Genomic DNA, 16351 nt, shown 5'->3' with positions numbered 1-16351 from the left:
AACGTTACAACGACTTTCTGATCGTTCTTTCTTTGATTTTATTCGCTTTTTCTTCGGCTTTCGCCATCAGCGCCTGCTCCTGCTTCATCACGTCGCTGAGCGGCCGATCAAAATAAATCCGCATAAAGCGCAGAACATCCCGCTGGGTCAGCCCAATATTCATCGAAGAAAAATACAGACCAATTAGATCCTTATCGCGCCAGCGACGCGGCACGCGGTTGCGAATTTGCGCCCGGTGCAGGTCAATCACTGAAATTTTTAACGTCTCTTCCTCACCGCTAAACGGCAGATGCAGCAGGAAATGGCAGATATAGCAGTCGCGGTGGTTAATACCCGCTTCATGCATCTTGCGTACCATCGTGGCGACACGTTTAATCAGCATGCGTTTAACCGCAGGCGTCGGCGGATTCGCCACCCAGTCCGCGCAGTAGTCTTCCAGGCTGATGGTGGGCGTCAGATCTTCGGTGATGATAAATGACGTGCGGGTTAACGGATTTAACCCCTTCTCGCCAAAGCCCACGCCGTGCATGGTGTCGACGCCCACATCGTGCAGGCGGTGGATCGCGTTCCACTCACGGTCGGCACCCAGCACCGGCATACGCAGGGAAATCAGGTTCTTGACGATCTCTTTGAGAGAGGTGCCGCGGTGCCATTTCAGAAAATAGCTGCCGCCGGCCAGTTCGAAGCGCAGCGTTCGGCGGGTTTCCAGTTCACGGAACACCTCACCCTGCAGATGTTTCACTTCCTCAAAGGCATCTTTTCCGCGCCACAGCGTGGCCAGCGGTTCGTTCAGCTCAACCATCCAAATCACCTATAATGATATCTGCCGCTCTGTCCGCCAGACTGTATAAGTCCTGTGTATCGGCGTAATTGCGCGCATTTTCCGCCCACGCCTCGCGCAGCGCTGGCTGGGTCAGGGCCTTAAGGAGAATCTCATTTAAGGCTTCTTGTCGGAAAGGTTCGTCAATCACCGCGCCGCAGTTTGCGTCCGCGATATAGTGCGCGTAGCCGCACACGCGGGTCGTTAACACCGGCAGGCCCGCCGTTACCGCTTCCAGCAGCACAATGCCTGCCGCTTCCTGATAGGCCGGATGCAGCAATAAGTCTGCCGCCGCCATCAGCTCCGCCACATCATTGCGGCCAGAGAAAAAGTGAACGTTGCGGTGGATCCCCAGCTTCTCAGCCAGCGCGGCGAATTTCCCCGGCTTATCCTGGCCGACGATAAACAGCTGCGTATTCTGGCGCAGACTCTCCGGCAGCGAAGCCATCGCGGCCAGCGTGCGATCCACGCCTTTACGCGTAAAGTCTGAGCCGACCTGCAGCAGCACGTTCTGCGACTCGCTCAAACCGTTCTTCTGCCGATAAACCTGACGGGCGTTATCAATCTGCTGGCTGTATTTTCTGTCCGGGTAAATCCCCGGTGGCAAAATATGAAAACGCTCGGATTCGGTTTGATAGTGCTTCTGGAAATCTGCAATCTGCTTATCGGTAAGCATCAGCAGCTGCGTCGGCTTACCGTGTTCAAACGTTGCGCGCTCGAAAGCCGCATAGTGGCGGTAGCGCGGCGTCAGACGATAGAAGAAGCCCTTCTCCTGCGCCACTTTCTCGGCGTAGCACACGTCGGCAGCATAATAGACATCCAGCCCCGGCATCTTATTAAAGCCCACCACCCTGGCAACCGGATGTTCACGCAGATGATTTTGCACCCACGTATAATATTCCGCGTTACGCCCGTGGTTGGTATGAGATTTTACCGGAACCAGAATTAACTCAAACGCCTCGGGGCACTCTCCTTCCCACGATTGCGTATAAACGCGCACCTGGTGGCCGCGGGCCGCAACGGTCTGGGCAATACGCATAAAGTCGCGCTGCAGACCGCCAAAGGGAAAGTACTTATACAGACAGAATGCAACGATCATAATTCCTCGCCTGTAGCAGAGTCGGCCTCGGGAACGGGCAGAATTTTATCGATAGCGGCGATAACGTCCTCTGCCGGAATAACGGCAAGATACATCTCATTGCGGTTACGCTGCTCGCGCGGCGGCATCGGCCGATAGTCGCCGGCCCAGAACTGGATCATATTATCCGACCACGGGCGCCAGAAAATATGGTCCGTTGCACCGAATAAGGCAATCAGCGGCGTTTTGACCGCGGCCGCAATATGCCCCGGTGCGGAGTCGACGCCAATAAACAACGCGGCGTGGTCAATCAGCGCGCCCAGTTCGGGGAAGCTGACTTTACCAGCCAGCGCCGTCACCGGCGGCTGCTGGCAGCCCTGAGCGATCGCGTTGACGCAGGCCAGATCGTCCGCGCCCGGCCCGGAGGTCAGCACCACTTCAATGCCGCGTTGGTGCAACGCGTCTATCACCCGGGAGAATTTCTCGTTTTCCCAGCATTTAAATATCTGCCGCGCCGTCGGTTGAATCACCACATAGCGCTCGCCAACGCCGGCTTTATCCAGCTCGCCGCGCACGCGCTGCCAGCAGGCCGGGTTATAGCTCATGGTCGTTTCCGCCACGCGGGACTCAAGCCCCAGCGGCGCCAGCACCGAGAGGTTGCTCTCAACCACGTTGTCGCCGCTTAACGGCGCAAGATGCGTGAAGCTGTTACGCCAGAAGGCCGATTGCCGGTGACCATAGTCCTGCGAGATGCTCATCGGCGCATTCAGCAGGCGCACTAAGACCGCCGCCATCCACTGGTCGGCCATATTGATGACGAGGTCGTATTTGTTGCGACGCAATGCCCTGATTGTGCTGATGAAATTGGTTATTTTTTCTGCCGTTTTGGCTTTTTTATTTTTAATACCGTACAGCGCATTAATTTCAGGGTTTTCGGACAAAATAGGGATCGTGTCCTGATACAGCAGGACATCCACCTGTGCCTCTGGATAATGGCGTTTTAGCGTGCTAATAACGGGAGTGGTGAGCAACATATCCCCGTGAAAACGCATTTTAATGACCAGAATTTTTCGAAATGGCTTTTCCACAAGCGACTCTTTGGTTGAGATTTTCCGGTAAAAGTAGGAAAAAAGCACGCTACCGCCCCAGGCTCAACAGCTACCTGATTACTGATATTGCACTTATTTTGACGCGCTAGTGTACCACTTCCTGGGCCGCAATCCGAACCGAATACGTTTCGCGCGAATAAAGATATTTTCCCTTACAAATCATATCAATAAAACAATTTCCGCCACCATAACTTCCGCCTAAAGCCTCCCCCAATATCCCGGGGTATTAACCGAAACCAGCAGAATAAAAAAGGGGGATCGGCAGTGATATCCACGGCCAGCCCCGGTGCTGTGGATAATTTAGACCAAAAACAGCAAAAGTAATGGTAAAGCCTCAGGTAAATACTTAGAATCCACAGCACATTCATAACTCAGTATTTATTATGCTTGAATTGCTTTACACCGCTCTGCTCTACCTTATTCAGCCTCTTATCTGGATACGGCTTTGGGTGCGCGGACGTAAGGCTCCAGCCTACCGAAAACGCTGGGGTGAACGTTACGGTTTTTACCGCCAGCCGCTGAAGCCCGGCGGGATCATGCTGCATTCCGTCTCCGTTGGCGAAACGCTGGCGGCAATCCCGCTAGTGCGCGCGCTGCGCCACCGTTATCCCGATCTGCCGATTACTGTGACCACGATGACCCCAACCGGTTCCGAGCGTGTGCAGTCGGCGTTTGGCAAAGACGTCCAGCACGTCTATCTGCCGTATGACTTACCCGATGCCCTCAACCGTTTCCTCGATAAAATCGACCCTAAGCTGGTGCTGATTATGGAAACGGAGCTGTGGCCCAACCTGATTGCCGCCCTGCATCGCCGCCATATTCCGCTGGTGATTGCTAACGCACGCCTCTCCGAGCGCTCCGCCGCCGGATACGCCAAACTGGGCTCATTCGTGCGCACGCTGCTGCAACGTATTACGCTGATTGCCGCGCAGAATGAAGAAGACGGTCAGCGTTTTGTCACCTTAGGCGCCAAAAATAATCAGGTGACCATTACCGGCAGCCTGAAGTTCGATATTTCCGTTACGCCGCAGCTGGCCGCCAAAGCGGTCACCCTGCGACGTCAGTGGGCGCCGCGTCGCCCGGTGTGGATCGCCACCAGCACGCACGAAGGCGAAGAGAGCATCATCATTGCCGCCCATCAGGCGCTGCTGCAGCACTACCCGGACTTACTGCTGATTCTGGTGCCGCGCCATCCGGAACGCTTCCCCGACGCCATCAACCTCACGCGTCAGGCTGGCCTGAGCTTTATCACCCGCTCCTCCGGTGAAGTACCCTCCGCCACCACCCAGGTGGTCATTGGCGACACCATGGGCGAGCTGATGCTGCTGTACGGCATTGCCGACCTGGCATTTGTCGGTGGCTCGCTGGTTGAGCGCGGCGGGCATAATCCGCTGGAAGCCGCAGCGCACGCGATTCCTGTACTCATGGGTCCGCATACCTTTAACTTCAAAGATATCTGCGCGCGTCTGGAGCAGGCGAGCGGTCTTATCACCGTCACCGATGCCGCAAGTCTCGAAAAAGAGGTATCCTCACTGTTAGGCGATGCCGATTACCGTAGCTTCTACGGTCGCCACGCCGTTGAGGTCTTGTACCAGAACCAGGGCGCGCTACAACGCCTGTTACAACTCCTGGAACCGTACCTGCCACCGAAAACGCATTGAGGATGATTATGCAAAAACGGGCGATTTATCCGGGCACTTTCGATCCCATCACCAACGGTCACCTTGATATCGTGACCCGCGCGGCCTGCATGTTTGACCAGGTCATCCTCGCTATTGCCGCCAGCCCGAGTAAAAAACCGATGTTTGATCTGAGCGAGCGCGTGGCGCTGGCCCAGCAGGCAACGGCGCATCTGGGCAACGTAGAAGTGATGGGCTTTAGCGATCTGATGGCCAATTTCGCCCGCACTCAGCAGGCCAATATTCTGATTCGCGGCCTGCGTGCGGTGGCGGATTTCGAATATGAAATGCAGCTGGCGCACATGAATCGCCACCTGATGCCGGAGCTGGAAAGCGTCTTTCTGATGCCGTCGAAGGAATGGTCGTTTATCTCGTCATCGTTGGTGAAAGAGGTGGCGCGCCACGCGGGCGACGTCACGCACTTCCTGCCGGAGAACGTGCATCAGGCGCTGATGGAGAAGCTGAAGTAGGCATCCCGGCGGCGTCTCGCCGGGGCTATCAGCTTACTTCTGGCACTGCCGGCAATAAAACGTCGCCCGCTGCGCATGTTTGCTGGCGATAATGGGCGTCCCGCATACCCGACACGCTTCCCCTTTCCGCCCGTATACCTGTAGCTCCTGCGCAAAGTAGCCCGGTTTGCCGTCGCTTTGCAGGAAGTCTTTGAGCGTGGTTCCGCCCTGCTCAATCGATCGCTGCAGTACCGCTTTGATCGCCGTCACCAGCCGCTCACACTCTTCCGCAGATAACGATGAAGCCAGCCGATCCGGATGGATCCGCGCGGCAAACAGCGATTCGCTGGCGTAGATATTACCGACGCCCACCACCAGCTTGTTATCCATCAGCCAGGGTTTAATCGGCGTTTTCTTCTTCGCGCATTTTGCCTGCAGATAATCCGCGCTAAATTCCGCGCTCAGCGGCTCAGGGCCGAGATGAGCGAGAACACTGTGCCCTTCCAGCACCGGCGTCCATAGCCAGGCGCCAAAGCGCCGTGGGTCGGTGTAGCGCAGCACTTTACCGTTACTCATCACCAGATCGACGTGGTCATGTTTTTCCGCCGGCAGCTCTTCCGCCAGAATGCGCAAACTTCCCGACATACCCAGATGGATGATGATCCAACCGTCAGGCAGCTCAAGCAGCAGGTATTTGGCGCGTCGCTGGACGCTGAGAACCGGTTTATCGCTCAGGCGGTAGATTTCATCAGAGACGGGCCAGCGCAGGCGTCCGTTGCGAATAACGGCATATTGGATGGTTGCGCCAACCAGATGGGGTTCAATGCCCCGGCGGCTGGTTTCAACTTCGGGTAATTCAGGCATAGCGTCTCCGGCTCGAATACAGATGTCTCTATTATGGGGACGCGCAGAAAACAAAAAACCCCGCCGGGGCGAGGTTTTTTGCTACATCGAAACTAAAATTATTTGATTTTAGCTTCTTTGTACAGAACGTGCTGACGGACAACTGGATCGAACTTTTTCAGTTCCAGTTTTTCCGGCTTAGTACGTTTGTTCTTCGTGGTGGTATAGAAGTGACCAGTACCAGCAGAAGAAACCAGCTTGATTTTCTCACGAATACCTTTAGCCATGATTTATTTCCTCTAAGTACTTAGTACTTTTCGCCACGGGCACGCAGTTCAGCCAGAACTGAATCGATGCCTTTCTTATCGATTACACGCATACCTTTAGCAGATACGCGCAGGGTGACAAAACGCTTCTCGCTCTCAACCCAAAAACGGTGAGAGTGCAGGTTAGGCAGGAAACGGCGTTTAGTCGCGTTCAGTGCGTGGGAACGGTTGTTACCGGTCACCGGACGCTTGCCAGTAACTTGGCAGACTCGGGACATGTCTATTCTCCAAAAATCAAATTAGCTCGAGCTTCGTATGGGGTATTGGCGCCTCGTCAGGCTTCTCAGCCTGGTTATCGCAGTTCATTGTGAACTCTCGATTGCCAGGCCCAAATGCCAAACCCGAGATTCTCAAAGGTGGCGTAGTATACGCTGTGTAAGCGATGTGCTCAAGTCCCGAACAGACAAAGATCCCGATGGATCGCGCGAAGTGTTCTAAATCCAACCACGTTCGGCAAAAGAAACGTACTCTCCGCGCCCAATCACAAGGTGATCCAGTACTCGTATATCCATGAACTGACAACATTTTACGACACGTTCGGTGATGAGTTTATCCGCTTTGCTCGGTTCTGCACACCCCGAGGGGTGATTATGCGCAAGGATCACCGCAGAAGCATTTAATTTTATCGCCTCGCGGATAATCTCGCGCGGATGCACCTCGACATGATTCAGCGTGCCGGAAAAAAGACGGCTGTGTTTAATCACCCGGTGCCGGGCATCCAGAAAGATCACAAGGAAGATCTCCCGCTCTTCCCCCGTCAACTGGCTTTGCAGAAACTCACGCGTCATTTCCGGGCTCAACAACGCGTTTTCCTTCATCATGCGCGCCTTGTAATAGCGCCTTGCCAGTTCGGCAATCCCCTTAAGCTGCGCATACTTAGCGATACCGATACCTGTACCGCGAAATTGCGCGAAATCCGCAGACAGCAACCCATAGAGCGACCCACTGCGTTGCAGCGTTTCATGCGCCAGAGCCATCACATCTTTTCCTGGCACTCCTGTACGTAAAAAGAGCGCCAGCAGTTCAACATCCGTCAGCGAACCAATTCCTGACTTCAACATTTTTTCCCGGGGCATTAAACGTTCCGGCGCATCCATACGTTCACCTCCTTAAGTACGCCTCATGGTGGCATAGCTCCTGGGGTGAATCGACACCCGTATTTCACTCCTGCGTAGCGCCTCGCAAAGTGAATTACGGGCAACTGCACGACGGGATTCAGGATTGTGATAAAATGTCCGCCTTCTGGTGCAATCCAACAGGAAAGATCATGATGAGCCTGGCTGGCAAAAAAATCGTTCTCGGCGTGAGCGGCGGCATTGCTGCCTATAAAGCCCCTGAACTGGTGCGTCGTTTACGCGAACGCGGCGCCGACGTCCGCGTGGCGATGACCGAAGCGGCAAAAGCCTTTATCACGCCCCTGAGCCTACAGGCGGTGTCGGGTTATCCCGTCTCTGACAGTCTGCTTGACCCTGCCGCAGAAGCCGCGATGGGCCATATTGAGCTGGGGAAATGGGCGGATTTAGTTATCCTCGCGCCAGCCACGGCAGACCTGATCGCTCGCGTCGCTGCCGGTATGGCTAACGATCTGGTTTCAACGATTTGTCTGGCGACACCCGCCCCGATTGCCGTACTTCCGGCCATGAACCAGCAAATGTATCGCGCCGCCGCCACGCAACATAATCTGGATGTACTCGCGTCACGCGGAATGCTTATCTGGGGGCCGGACAGCGGCAGCCAGGCGTGTGGAGACGTGGGGCCAGGACGCATGCTCGACCCGTTGACCATTGTGGATATGGCGGCAGCGCATTTCTCCCCTGTCAACGATCTGCAACATCTCAACATCATGATTACGGCGGGCCCGACGCGCGAGCCGCTCGATCCGGTGCGTTATATCTCTAACCACAGCTCCGGTAAGATGGGATTTGCCATTGCCGCCGCCGCCGCACGACGCGGCGCCAACGTCACGCTGGTTTCCGGCCCCGTTGCGCTGCCCACACCACCTTTTGTTCAGCGCATTGATGTGATGACTGCGCTGGAAATGGAAGCGGCAGTCCAGGCAGCGGTTCAGAAGCAGCATATTTTCATCGGCTGTGCTGCGGTTGCTGATTACCGTGCAGCCGCCGTCGCCAGTGAAAAAATTAAGAAACAGGCGACGCAGGGCGATGAATTAACAGTAAAAATGGTCAAGAACCCTGATATTGTCGCCGGGGTCGCCGCACTCAAAGACAAGCGTCCTTATGTCGTTGGGTTTGCCGCGGAAACAAATAATGTGGAAGAATACGCCCGGCAAAAACGTATCCGCAAAAACCTTGATCTGATCTGCGCGAACGATGTTTCGCTTTCAACTCAAGGATTTAATAGCGACAGCAACGCATTACACCTTTTCTGGCAGGATGGAGATAAAGCCTTACCGCTCGAACGGAAAGCGCTCCTGGGCCAATTATTACTCGACGAGATCGTGACCCGTTATGATGAAAAAAATCGACGTTAAGATTCTGGACCCGCGCGTTGGGCAGCAATTTCCGCTTCCAACTTATGCCACCTCCGGCTCCGCCGGACTTGACCTGCGCGCCTGTCTCGATGACGCCGTAGAACTGGCGCCTAGCGCAACAACGCTGGTGCCGACCGGTCTGGCGATTCATATTGCCGATCCGTCTCTGGCGGCGGTAATGCTGCCACGTTCCGGCCTGGGCCATAAGCATGGTATTGTGCTCGGCAATCTGGTCGGCCTGATCGACTCTGACTATCAGGGTCAGTTAATGGTTTCCATCTGGAACCGTGGCCAGGACAGCTTTACCATTGAGCCAGGCGAACGTATTGCTCAGATGGTTTTCGTACCGGTTGTACAGGCCGAATTTAATCTGGTGGAAGAGTTTGAAGCCACCGACCGTGGTGAAGGCGGCTTCGGCCATTCTGGTCGCAAGTAAGACATTTACGCATCCTGATAACGACATAACATCGCCGCAAACGCTGAGTCTGCGGTCATAGTGTGGATGCTCGCCTGGCAAGTGCTTATTTTCAGGGGTATTTTGTAACATGGCAGAAAAACAAACTGCGAAAAGGAATCGTCGCGAAGAAATACTTCAGTCTCTGGCGCTGATGCTGGAATCCAGCGATGGAAGCCAACGCATCACAACAGCGAAACTGGCAGCCTCCGTCGGCGTTTCTGAAGCGGCGCTGTATCGCCATTTTCCCAGTAAGACTCGCATGTTCGATAGTCTGATTGAGTTTATCGAAGACAGTCTGATTACCCGTATCAATCTGATCTTAAAAGATGAGAAAGACACCAGCGCGCGTCTGCGTTTAATTGTGTTGTTGATTCTGGGCTTCGGCGAACGCAACCCAGGCCTGACGCGTATCCTCACCGGTCATGCGTTAATGTTTGAACAAGATCGCCTGCAAGGACGGATTAACCAGCTGTTTGAGCGCATTGAAGCGCAGCTGCGTCAGGTTCTGCGGGAAAAAAGAATGCGCGAAGGCGAAGGGTACGCCACGGATGAAACCCTGCTGGCAAGTCAGTTGCTGGCGTTTTGTGAAGGGATGTTGTCCCGCTTTGTACGCAGCGAGTTCAAATACCGCCCAACGGACGATTTCGACGCCCGCTGGCCGTTGGTTGCCGCGCAATTGCAGTAACAGCGTAGCCGGATGGCGGCGATGCCTTATCCGGCCTTACAGGCCCGGTAAGCACTACGCCGCCGGGCAATTCACTTAAACCCCGTACGCTTCCCGATACGCGCGCACTGCCGCCAGATGTTCCGCCATCTCTGGTTTCTCTTCCAGATACGCAATCAGGTCTTTCAGCGTGATAATCGAGATCACCTGACACCCGTAATCGCGTTCCACTTCCTGAATCGCGGAAATCTCGCCACGGCCACGCTCCTGACGATCCAAAGAAATCAGCACCCCCGCCAGACTTGCGCCATTCGCCTGAATAATCTCCATCGATTCACGAATCGCAGTACCCGCAGTGATCACATCATCCACCAGCATCACGCGTCCCTGTAATGGGCTCCCGACCAGACTTCCGCCTTCACCGTGGTCTTTGGCTTCCTTACGGTTAAAGCAGTACGGCAGGTCTTTGTCATGGTGTTCCGCCAGTGCAACAGCGGTGGTCGTCGCAATCGGAATACCTTTATAGGCCGGACCAAACAGCAGATCGAAATCGATACCCGAATCCACCAACGCTTCGGCATAAAAACGTCCCAGCAGAGCCAGATCGCGCCCGGTATTAAACAGCCCGGCGTTGAAGAAATAGGGGCTTTTGCGCCCGGATTTCAGCGTAAATTCGCCAAACTTTAGTACCTGCTTGTTAAGCGCAAACTCAATAAACTGGCGCTGATACGGTTTCATGGATTCGCTCCTCATTTCACTTTATTACAGACAAAAAAAAGGCGACTCGCTGGTCGCCTTAAAATCAATTTTCTAACGCCGCTTTCTGCGTCGCTACAATGGATTCGATTCCCCCTCGGGCTAATGCCAACAAGGTAAGGAGTTCTTCGTGACTGAACGGCTCGCCTTCTGCCGTTCCCTGCACTTCAATAATTCGACCGTCTTCGGTCATTACCACGTTCATATCGGTTTCAGCCGCGGAGTCTTCAACGTACTCCAGATCGCAGAGCGCTTCACCATTCACGATGCCGACGGAAACCGCAGCCACCATCCCTTTCATCGGGTTGGTTTTCAGCTTACCGTTCGCGACCAGCTTGTTCAGCGCATCGGCCAGCGCAACACAAGCCCCGGAGATAGATGCAGTACGCGTACCGCCGTCCGCCTGGATCACATCGCAATCCAGAGTGATAGTAAACTCGCCAAGCGTTTTAAGATCGACAGCAGCGCGCAGCGCGCGGGCGATCAGACGCTGGATTTCCATCGTGCGGCCGCCCTGCTTGCCTTTCGCCGCTTCACGCGCGTTACGGGTATGCGTAGCGCGTGGCAACATGCCATATTCTGCTGTGATACACCCCTGGCCCTGCCCTTTCAATAAGCGGGGTACGCCTTCTTCGATGGATGCAGTGCACAGCACTTTGGTATCTCCAAATTCGACCAGCACCGAGCCTTCAGCGTGTTTTGTATAGTTACGGGTCAGGGTTACGGGACGCACCTGATTAGCGCTACGGCCTGCTGGACGCATATTGAGATCTCCGGCTTGAAACGAATGTGGCTGCGCATTATACGGACTTCCGGCGGTTATTCCTATCCTGACAAGGCATGGATGGCTATAATCCTTCCATCTCTCCTTTAAAAACAGGAACGTCTATGATCCGCAGTATGACCGCCTACGCCCGGCGTGAAATCAAGGGTGAATGGGGTAGCGCTACCTGGGAAATGCGCTCGGTAAACCAGCGTTATCTGGAAACGTATTTTCGTCTGCCGGAACAGTTCCGTAGCCTTGAACCTGTTGTACGCGAACGCATTCGTACACGCCTGACGCGCGGAAAAATCGAATGTACTTTACGCTTTGAACCCGATGCCAGCGCGCAAGGCGAACTCATTCTGAATGAGAAGCTGGCAAAGCAGCTCGTTGCCTCCGCAAACTGGGTCAAAATGCAGAGCGATGAAGGGGAAATCAACCCGGTAGATATCCTGCGTTGGCCGGGCGTCATGGCCGCCCAGGAACAGGATCTGGACGCGATTGCCGCAGAGATCCTCGCCGCGCTGGACGGGACGCTGGATGACTTCATTGTCGCCCGGGAAACCGAAGGTCAGGCTTTGAAAGCGCTGATTGAGCAGCGTCTGGAAGGCGTCAGCGCTGAGGTAGTGAAAGTCCGCGCCCATATGCCGGAAATCCTGCAATGGCAGCGCGAACGTCTGGTAGCAAAACTGGAAGACGCACAGGTACAACTGGAAAATAACCGTCTGGAGCAAGAGCTGGTGCTGATGGCACAGCGCATTGACGTGGCGGAAGAGCTGGATCGTCTGGACGCGCACGTCAAAGAAACCTACAACATCCTGAAGAAAAAAGAGGCGGTTGGCCGTCGTCTGGACTTTATGATGCAGGAGTTCAACCGCGAGTCGAACACGCTGGCCTCCAAATCCATCAATGCTGATGTCACCAATTCTGCAATTGAGCTGAAAGTATTGATCGAGCAAATGCGCGAGCAGATCCAGAATATCGAGTAAACCTCATTCCCACGTAGCCCGTCGCGATGCGATGGTGCTACGTGCTTCCTTTACACTCCGTACTGCCTCGCCACTTTCGGATTATTTTTTCTTATCCATTTTCTAATCCATTAAAAATGAATAACGCATAAATAGCGGATGAATCGCAATATCCACATAAATTATAGTTATCAAAATTGCTTCACCTTAGAAAATCTCAATCGTGATATTACGCACAAATCGTTAGTCTCTGCCCTCAGTAAACCAGGGGGAAGACATGCTGTTACACGTTCTCTACTTAATTGGCATTACTGCCGAAGCCATGACCGGGGCTCTCGCTGCGGGTCGACGCCGCATGGATACATTTGGCGTTATTATCATTGCCACCGCGACAGCAATTGGCGGCGGTTCCGTACGCGATATTCTGCTCGGTCACTATCCGCTCGGTTGGGTACAGCACCCTGAGTACGTGATTATTGTCGCTTCTGCTGCGGTTCTGACGACGATCGTCGCCCCTGTAATGCCTTACCTACGCAAACTGTTCCTTGTACTTGATGCGCTGGGCTTAGTGGTCTTTTCTATTATCGGCGCTCAGGTTGCGCTGGATATGGGGCATAGCCCGGTCATCGCTATTGTGGCGGCTGTCATTACCGGCGTATTTGGCGGCGTATTGCGTGACATGTTCTGCAAACGTATTCCGCTGGTCTTCCAGAAAGAGCTGTATGCTGGTGTTTCCTTTGCGTCTGCCGTGTTGTACATCGCGCTACAACACTACGTATCCAACCAAGACGTCGTGGTTATCTCCACGCTGGTTTTTGGCTTTACCGCTCGCTTGCTGGCGCTGCGTCTCAAGCTTGGCCTGCCGGTGTTTTACTATCGCCACGAAGGTCACTAAGGGCTAAAGCCGTTAATATGCCGGGCAGACAGCCAGTTGCCCAGCGCCCGTATTTCCGGGTTATCCCGCCACTGGATGACCCGCCTGGCGCGCCCCTCCCCTGTTGTCGGAAGCTGTTGCCAGTATTCTGCCGTGCGTGCCAGTAGCTGCCCCCATGAACGATCGCCGCTGGCCTTAAGCGCCACCTGCGTTAACGGTATGCCCATCGCCATCACCCAGCGGATAAATGGCCGATGCCGCACCAGGTTAAACTGATGCCACAATTGCTTGCTTTTTTCTTTACTAAACCCAGGTGTCGCCTGTAGTTGTTCCTGCGTTAACGCGAGCCAGGAGAAAATATGCTTGAAACGATGCGCCTGGTGAAGCACACGCCATCCTGCTTCCCCCATCCCGTCAACCTCCAGCGCCTCCTTCGACCCCAGCCAGACCAGCCTGGCGATGAACTGCTCCTGGCATACCTCAGTCGCATAAAAACAGGTTAATGCGTTATAGCGATTCCCCGGCGGAGCGGGCTTATCCCGTTGAGTGCTACGCCAGACAACCTTATCAATACGCGGAATCCCCTGTCCGGCAAGGCTGACAAGAATGTGGTCACCTGGCGCAATGTCCCACTCCGCCCAGCGCCTGACAGACCCTACATTTACGCGCTTCACCCGTTTATCATCCAGCATCACTGGCGCAAGCGACGCCACAACCGAGATTTTCCCGCTCTTGCCGACAGCGAACTGAACCCCGGTGACTTCAGCCACTTTTGCGACCGGAGGATACTTCCAGGCAACCAGCCAGTCGCCCTGCCCGGGCATCCAGTGTCTGGCCTCAGGTTCTTTACCCGTTCTTACCACGACTCCATCGGTAACGAACGGTAATCCCGTTGTCCACCATGCTGTACGCACGCGTTCAACATCATCAGCGCTTTTCACCGGTTGAGAATATTGTTGTGCAAAGCCAAATCCTGCCCCGGACAGTTGACGCAAGCGCTCAGGCATCGTTGCCGGGCCATCAGGCCATGCCCAGATGAAAACAGACAGCGACTGGAGCGACGAGGTGTTATTCTGGCGCATCATCATTCCGGCGACCTTCGAACGGGCATTCATTCCTCCCATTTGTCGCTGAATATGGTTGTCGCGCAGCAAAAAAATCTCACCCTGCAACGTGCTATTGGCAAGCGCGCCTTTTGTACTTTGCGGTACTGCGGGTATTAAACGCACCTTCTGCGTCCAGTCCTCGCCTTTAAGCCCGTTCCCCCGGCTAATCGCGCTGACCAGACGCCCATCCCGGTATACGAGAGTAACCGCCACTCCATCCACTTTCGGTTGCACCCACAAATCGCTGCGCTTACGCATCCACTGCTGCACCGCCTGTTTGTCCGCAAGCTTTCGCACACCCGTATGCGGAACAGGATGGGGTAATGAGCCGCTCACTGGCGGTGCCAGTTCTGCCCCGGTATCACCGCCAAAGCAGCGTTGCCATTGCACCAATTGCGCGCTGAGCTGATCGTAGACACTATCTTCTACCGCACTAACCCCCTGCTGCCAGTAACTGTCGTTCCACTGGGCGAGCTGCTGCTGTAGCCGGGCGATTTCGTCATTCGCTCTGGCTGGCGACCAGTCAGGGCAAGCCGCCCATACCGGGAAATGCCACAGCAACAGACTCAGCACGATACTTTTCCCTCTTCTCATCAGTACCTCCGCTGTAGATTGCGGGCCAGGTATAACGCGGGGCGTCATCAAAACCGAGAGGCAAAAAGCGATCGTGCGAACACGCTTCCAGACATTTTCATTGATTACAGTAACTACACGGTAAATCAGGAAACAGGTACGCAAAACGCAATAAACTGACGCAAAAAGTGTGACAAAGGCTACGTCACATAGCGGCGACGTGTATAATAAGCTCGTATGTAGGCTCTCTTTCGATAATCACATACATAAGATACTCATGGCTCAAGGCACGCTTTATATTGTTTCTGCCCCCAGTGGCGCGGGTAAATCCAGCCTGATTCAGGCGTTATTAAAAACCCAACCGTTGTATGACACCCAGGTTTCTGTTTCACACACCACGCGCGCACCGCGTCCGGGTGAAGTGCATGGCGAGCATTATTTCTTTGTCGATCATCATGAGTTCAAAACCATGATTGGCAGAGATGCGTTTCTGGAGCACGCTGAAGTGTTTGGTAACTATTACGGCACATCGCGTGAAACCATTGAGCAAGTGCTGGCAACGGGTGTGGATGTTTTTCTGGATATCGACTGGCAGGGCGCGCAGCAAATTCGTGAGAAGATGCCGCAAGCGCGCAGTATCTTTATTTTACCGCCGTCCAAAATTGAGCTGGACCGCCGCCTTCGCGGGCGCGGTCAGGATAGCGAAGACGTAATCGCAAAACGTATGGCGCAAGCTGTTGCAGAAATGAGCCATTACGCCGAATATGATTACCTTATTGTGAATGATGATTTCGACACCGCCCTGGGCGATCTGAAAACCATTATTCGCGCCGAACGTCTGCGCATGAGCCGCCAAAAGCAGCGTCATGACGCTTTAATCAGCAAACTGTTGGCAGACTGAACCCACTTTCAGTATCATGCCCAGTCATTTCTTCACCTGTGGAGCATTTTAAATATGGCACGCGTAACTGTTCAGGACGCTGTAGAGAAAATTGGTAACCGTTTTGACCTGGTACTGGTCGCCGCGCGTCGCGCTCGTCAGATGCAGGTAGGCGGCAAGGATCCGCTTGTACCGGAAGAAAACGATAAAACTACCGTAATCGCGCTGCGCGAAATCGAAGAAGGTCTGATCAACAACCAGATCCTCGACGTCCGTGAGCGCCAGGAACAGCAAGAGCAGGAAGCCGCTGAATTACAAGCCGTTACCGCTATTGCTGAAGGCCGTCGTTAATCACAAAGCGGGTCGCCCTTGTATCTGTTTGAAAGCCTGAATCAACTGATTCAAAACTACCTGCCTGAAGACCAGATAAAACGTCTTCAGCAGGCGTATCTCGTTGCACGTGACGCTCACGAGGGTCAGACACGTTCAAGCGGTGAACCCTATATCACGCACCC

General features: G+C 54.4%; 20 protein-coding genes. 10 read left to right on the top strand and 10 right to left on the bottom strand.

Annotated elements, in window-relative coordinates; genetic code table 11:
- Positions 1 to 4 precede the first annotated feature (4 nt).
- The 3 genes from rfaP to rfaQ are packed head-to-tail and all read right to left on the bottom strand — an operon-like array spanning position 5 to position 2986.
- Positions 5 to 802 carry a lipopolysaccharide core heptose(I) kinase RfaP gene (rfaP, locus tag ACK5JN_RS04305; protein ID WP_416869019.1) on the bottom strand — a complete coding sequence of 266 codons (798 nt, stop codon included), beginning with the start codon at positions 800 to 802 and terminating at the stop codon, positions 5 to 7.
- Entirely contained in the window at positions 795 to 1919 is a 1125-nt protein-coding gene (locus tag ACK5JN_RS04300; RefSeq protein ID WP_416869018.1) for a glycosyltransferase family 4 protein, read from the bottom strand. Before ACK5JN_RS04300 ends, rfaP begins: the two co-directional genes overlap by 8 nt.
- On the bottom strand, positions 1916 to 2986 hold the full coding sequence (gene rfaQ, locus ACK5JN_RS04295; protein ID WP_416869017.1) for a lipopolysaccharide core heptosyltransferase RfaQ: 1071 nt from the start codon (positions 2984 to 2986) through the stop codon (positions 1916 to 1918). The genes ACK5JN_RS04300 and rfaQ overlap by 4 nt, the downstream gene beginning before the upstream one ends.
- A gap of 404 nt (positions 2987 to 3390) precedes the next feature.
- Between rfaQ and waaA the strand changes: the two genes are divergently transcribed.
- Both waaA and coaD read left to right on the top strand, forming a co-directional pair.
- Positions 3391 to 4668: a lipid IV(A) 3-deoxy-D-manno-octulosonic acid transferase gene (gene waaA / locus ACK5JN_RS04290; protein ID WP_416869016.1), complete on the top strand. Its 1278-nt coding sequence runs from the start codon at positions 3391 to 3393 to the stop codon at positions 4666 to 4668.
- Between the two features lie 8 nt (positions 4669 to 4676).
- Positions 4677 to 5156, top strand: a complete 480-nt coding sequence (gene coaD, locus ACK5JN_RS04285) for a pantetheine-phosphate adenylyltransferase (protein WP_416869015.1) — start codon at positions 4677 to 4679, stop codon at positions 5154 to 5156.
- Between the two features lie 33 nt (positions 5157 to 5189).
- Here coaD and mutM read toward each other — a convergent pair whose 3' ends face one another.
- From mutM to radC, 4 genes are all read right to left on the bottom strand, one after another.
- On the bottom strand, positions 5190 to 5999 hold the full coding sequence (gene mutM, locus ACK5JN_RS04280; protein WP_416869014.1) for a bifunctional DNA-formamidopyrimidine glycosylase/DNA-(apurinic or apyrimidinic site) lyase: 810 nt from the start codon (positions 5997 to 5999) through the stop codon (positions 5190 to 5192).
- Between the two features lie 98 nt (positions 6000 to 6097).
- Positions 6098 to 6265 carry a 50S ribosomal protein L33 gene (gene rpmG / locus ACK5JN_RS04275; RefSeq protein ID WP_003024094.1) on the bottom strand — a complete coding sequence of 56 codons (168 nt, stop codon included), beginning with the start codon at positions 6263 to 6265 and terminating at the stop codon, positions 6098 to 6100.
- A gap of 20 nt (positions 6266 to 6285) precedes the next feature.
- On the bottom strand, positions 6286 to 6522 hold the full coding sequence (gene rpmB / locus ACK5JN_RS04270) for a 50S ribosomal protein L28 (protein WP_106924954.1): 237 nt from the start codon (positions 6520 to 6522) through the stop codon (positions 6286 to 6288).
- A gap of 216 nt (positions 6523 to 6738) precedes the next feature.
- Complete coding sequence (gene radC / locus ACK5JN_RS04265; RefSeq protein ID WP_012135774.1) at positions 6739 to 7401, bottom strand: RadC family protein; 663 nt, start codon at positions 7399 to 7401, stop codon at positions 6739 to 6741.
- A 173-nt stretch (positions 7402 to 7574) separates the two neighbouring features.
- Between radC and coaBC the strand changes: the two genes are divergently transcribed.
- From coaBC to slmA, 3 genes are all read left to right on the top strand, one after another.
- Positions 7575 to 8795, top strand: coding sequence for a bifunctional phosphopantothenoylcysteine decarboxylase/phosphopantothenate--cysteine ligase CoaBC (gene coaBC / locus ACK5JN_RS04260; RefSeq protein ID WP_096753935.1), 1221 nt, complete (start codon positions 7575 to 7577; stop codon positions 8793 to 8795).
- The gene (gene dut / locus ACK5JN_RS04255) at positions 8773 to 9231 is read left to right on the top strand and encodes a dUTP diphosphatase (RefSeq protein ID WP_416869013.1); all 459 of its coding nucleotides are present in this window, start codon (positions 8773 to 8775) and stop codon (positions 9229 to 9231) included. Before coaBC ends, dut begins: the two co-directional genes overlap by 23 nt.
- 109 nt (positions 9232 to 9340) lie before the next feature.
- Positions 9341 to 9937 (top strand): nucleoid occlusion factor SlmA, encoded by a 597-nt coding sequence (gene slmA, locus ACK5JN_RS04250; RefSeq protein ID WP_012135776.1) that lies wholly within the window; start codon positions 9341 to 9343, stop codon positions 9935 to 9937.
- Positions 9938 to 10012: 75 nt separating this feature from the next.
- Here the strand turns inward: slmA and pyrE are convergent, their stop codons facing one another.
- Both pyrE and rph read right to left on the bottom strand, forming a co-directional pair.
- The gene (gene pyrE / locus ACK5JN_RS04245) at positions 10013 to 10654 is read right to left on the bottom strand and encodes an orotate phosphoribosyltransferase (RefSeq protein WP_024131063.1); all 642 of its coding nucleotides are present in this window, start codon (positions 10652 to 10654) and stop codon (positions 10013 to 10015) included.
- 64 nt (positions 10655 to 10718) lie between these two features.
- A complete protein-coding gene (gene rph, locus ACK5JN_RS04240) occupies positions 10719 to 11435 on the bottom strand; it encodes a ribonuclease PH (RefSeq protein WP_416869012.1) in 717 nt (238 codons plus the stop codon).
- 125 nt (positions 11436 to 11560) lie between these two features.
- Between rph and ACK5JN_RS04235 the strand changes: the two genes are divergently transcribed.
- Positions 11561 to 12424 carry a YicC/YloC family endoribonuclease gene (locus tag ACK5JN_RS04235; protein WP_012135780.1) on the top strand — a complete coding sequence of 288 codons (864 nt, stop codon included), beginning with the start codon at positions 11561 to 11563 and terminating at the stop codon, positions 12422 to 12424.
- A gap of 256 nt (positions 12425 to 12680) precedes the next feature.
- Positions 12681 to 13298 carry a trimeric intracellular cation channel family protein gene (locus ACK5JN_RS04230; RefSeq protein WP_012135781.1) on the top strand — a complete coding sequence of 206 codons (618 nt, stop codon included), beginning with the start codon at positions 12681 to 12683 and terminating at the stop codon, positions 13296 to 13298.
- Here ACK5JN_RS04230 and ligB read toward each other — a convergent pair.
- The gene (ligB, locus tag ACK5JN_RS04225) at positions 13295 to 14977 is read right to left on the bottom strand and encodes an NAD-dependent DNA ligase LigB (protein WP_416869011.1); all 1683 of its coding nucleotides are present in this window, start codon (positions 14975 to 14977) and stop codon (positions 13295 to 13297) included. The genes ACK5JN_RS04230 and ligB overlap by 4 nt on opposite strands.
- A gap of 256 nt (positions 14978 to 15233) precedes the next feature.
- Between ligB and gmk the strand changes: the two genes are divergently transcribed.
- From gmk to ACK5JN_RS04210, 3 genes are all read left to right on the top strand, one after another.
- Entirely contained in the window at positions 15234 to 15857 is a 624-nt protein-coding gene (gene gmk / locus ACK5JN_RS04220; protein WP_071259166.1) for a guanylate kinase, read from the top strand.
- A gap of 54 nt (positions 15858 to 15911) precedes the next feature.
- Complete coding sequence (gene rpoZ, locus ACK5JN_RS04215) at positions 15912 to 16187, top strand: DNA-directed RNA polymerase subunit omega (protein WP_000135058.1); 276 nt, start codon at positions 15912 to 15914, stop codon at positions 16185 to 16187.
- 18 nt (positions 16188 to 16205) lie between these two features.
- Positions 16206 to 16351 (top strand): hypothetical protein (locus tag ACK5JN_RS04210; protein WP_416869169.1); only part of this gene is annotated, 146 nt, incomplete at its 3' end.

The organism is Kluyvera sp., from assembly GCF_047971185.1.
Classification (GTDB): Bacteria; Pseudomonadota; Gammaproteobacteria; order Enterobacterales; family Enterobacteriaceae; genus Kluyvera.
Note: the sequence above shows the minus strand (reverse complement) of the source record. Positions and strands in the feature narration are given on the sequence as shown.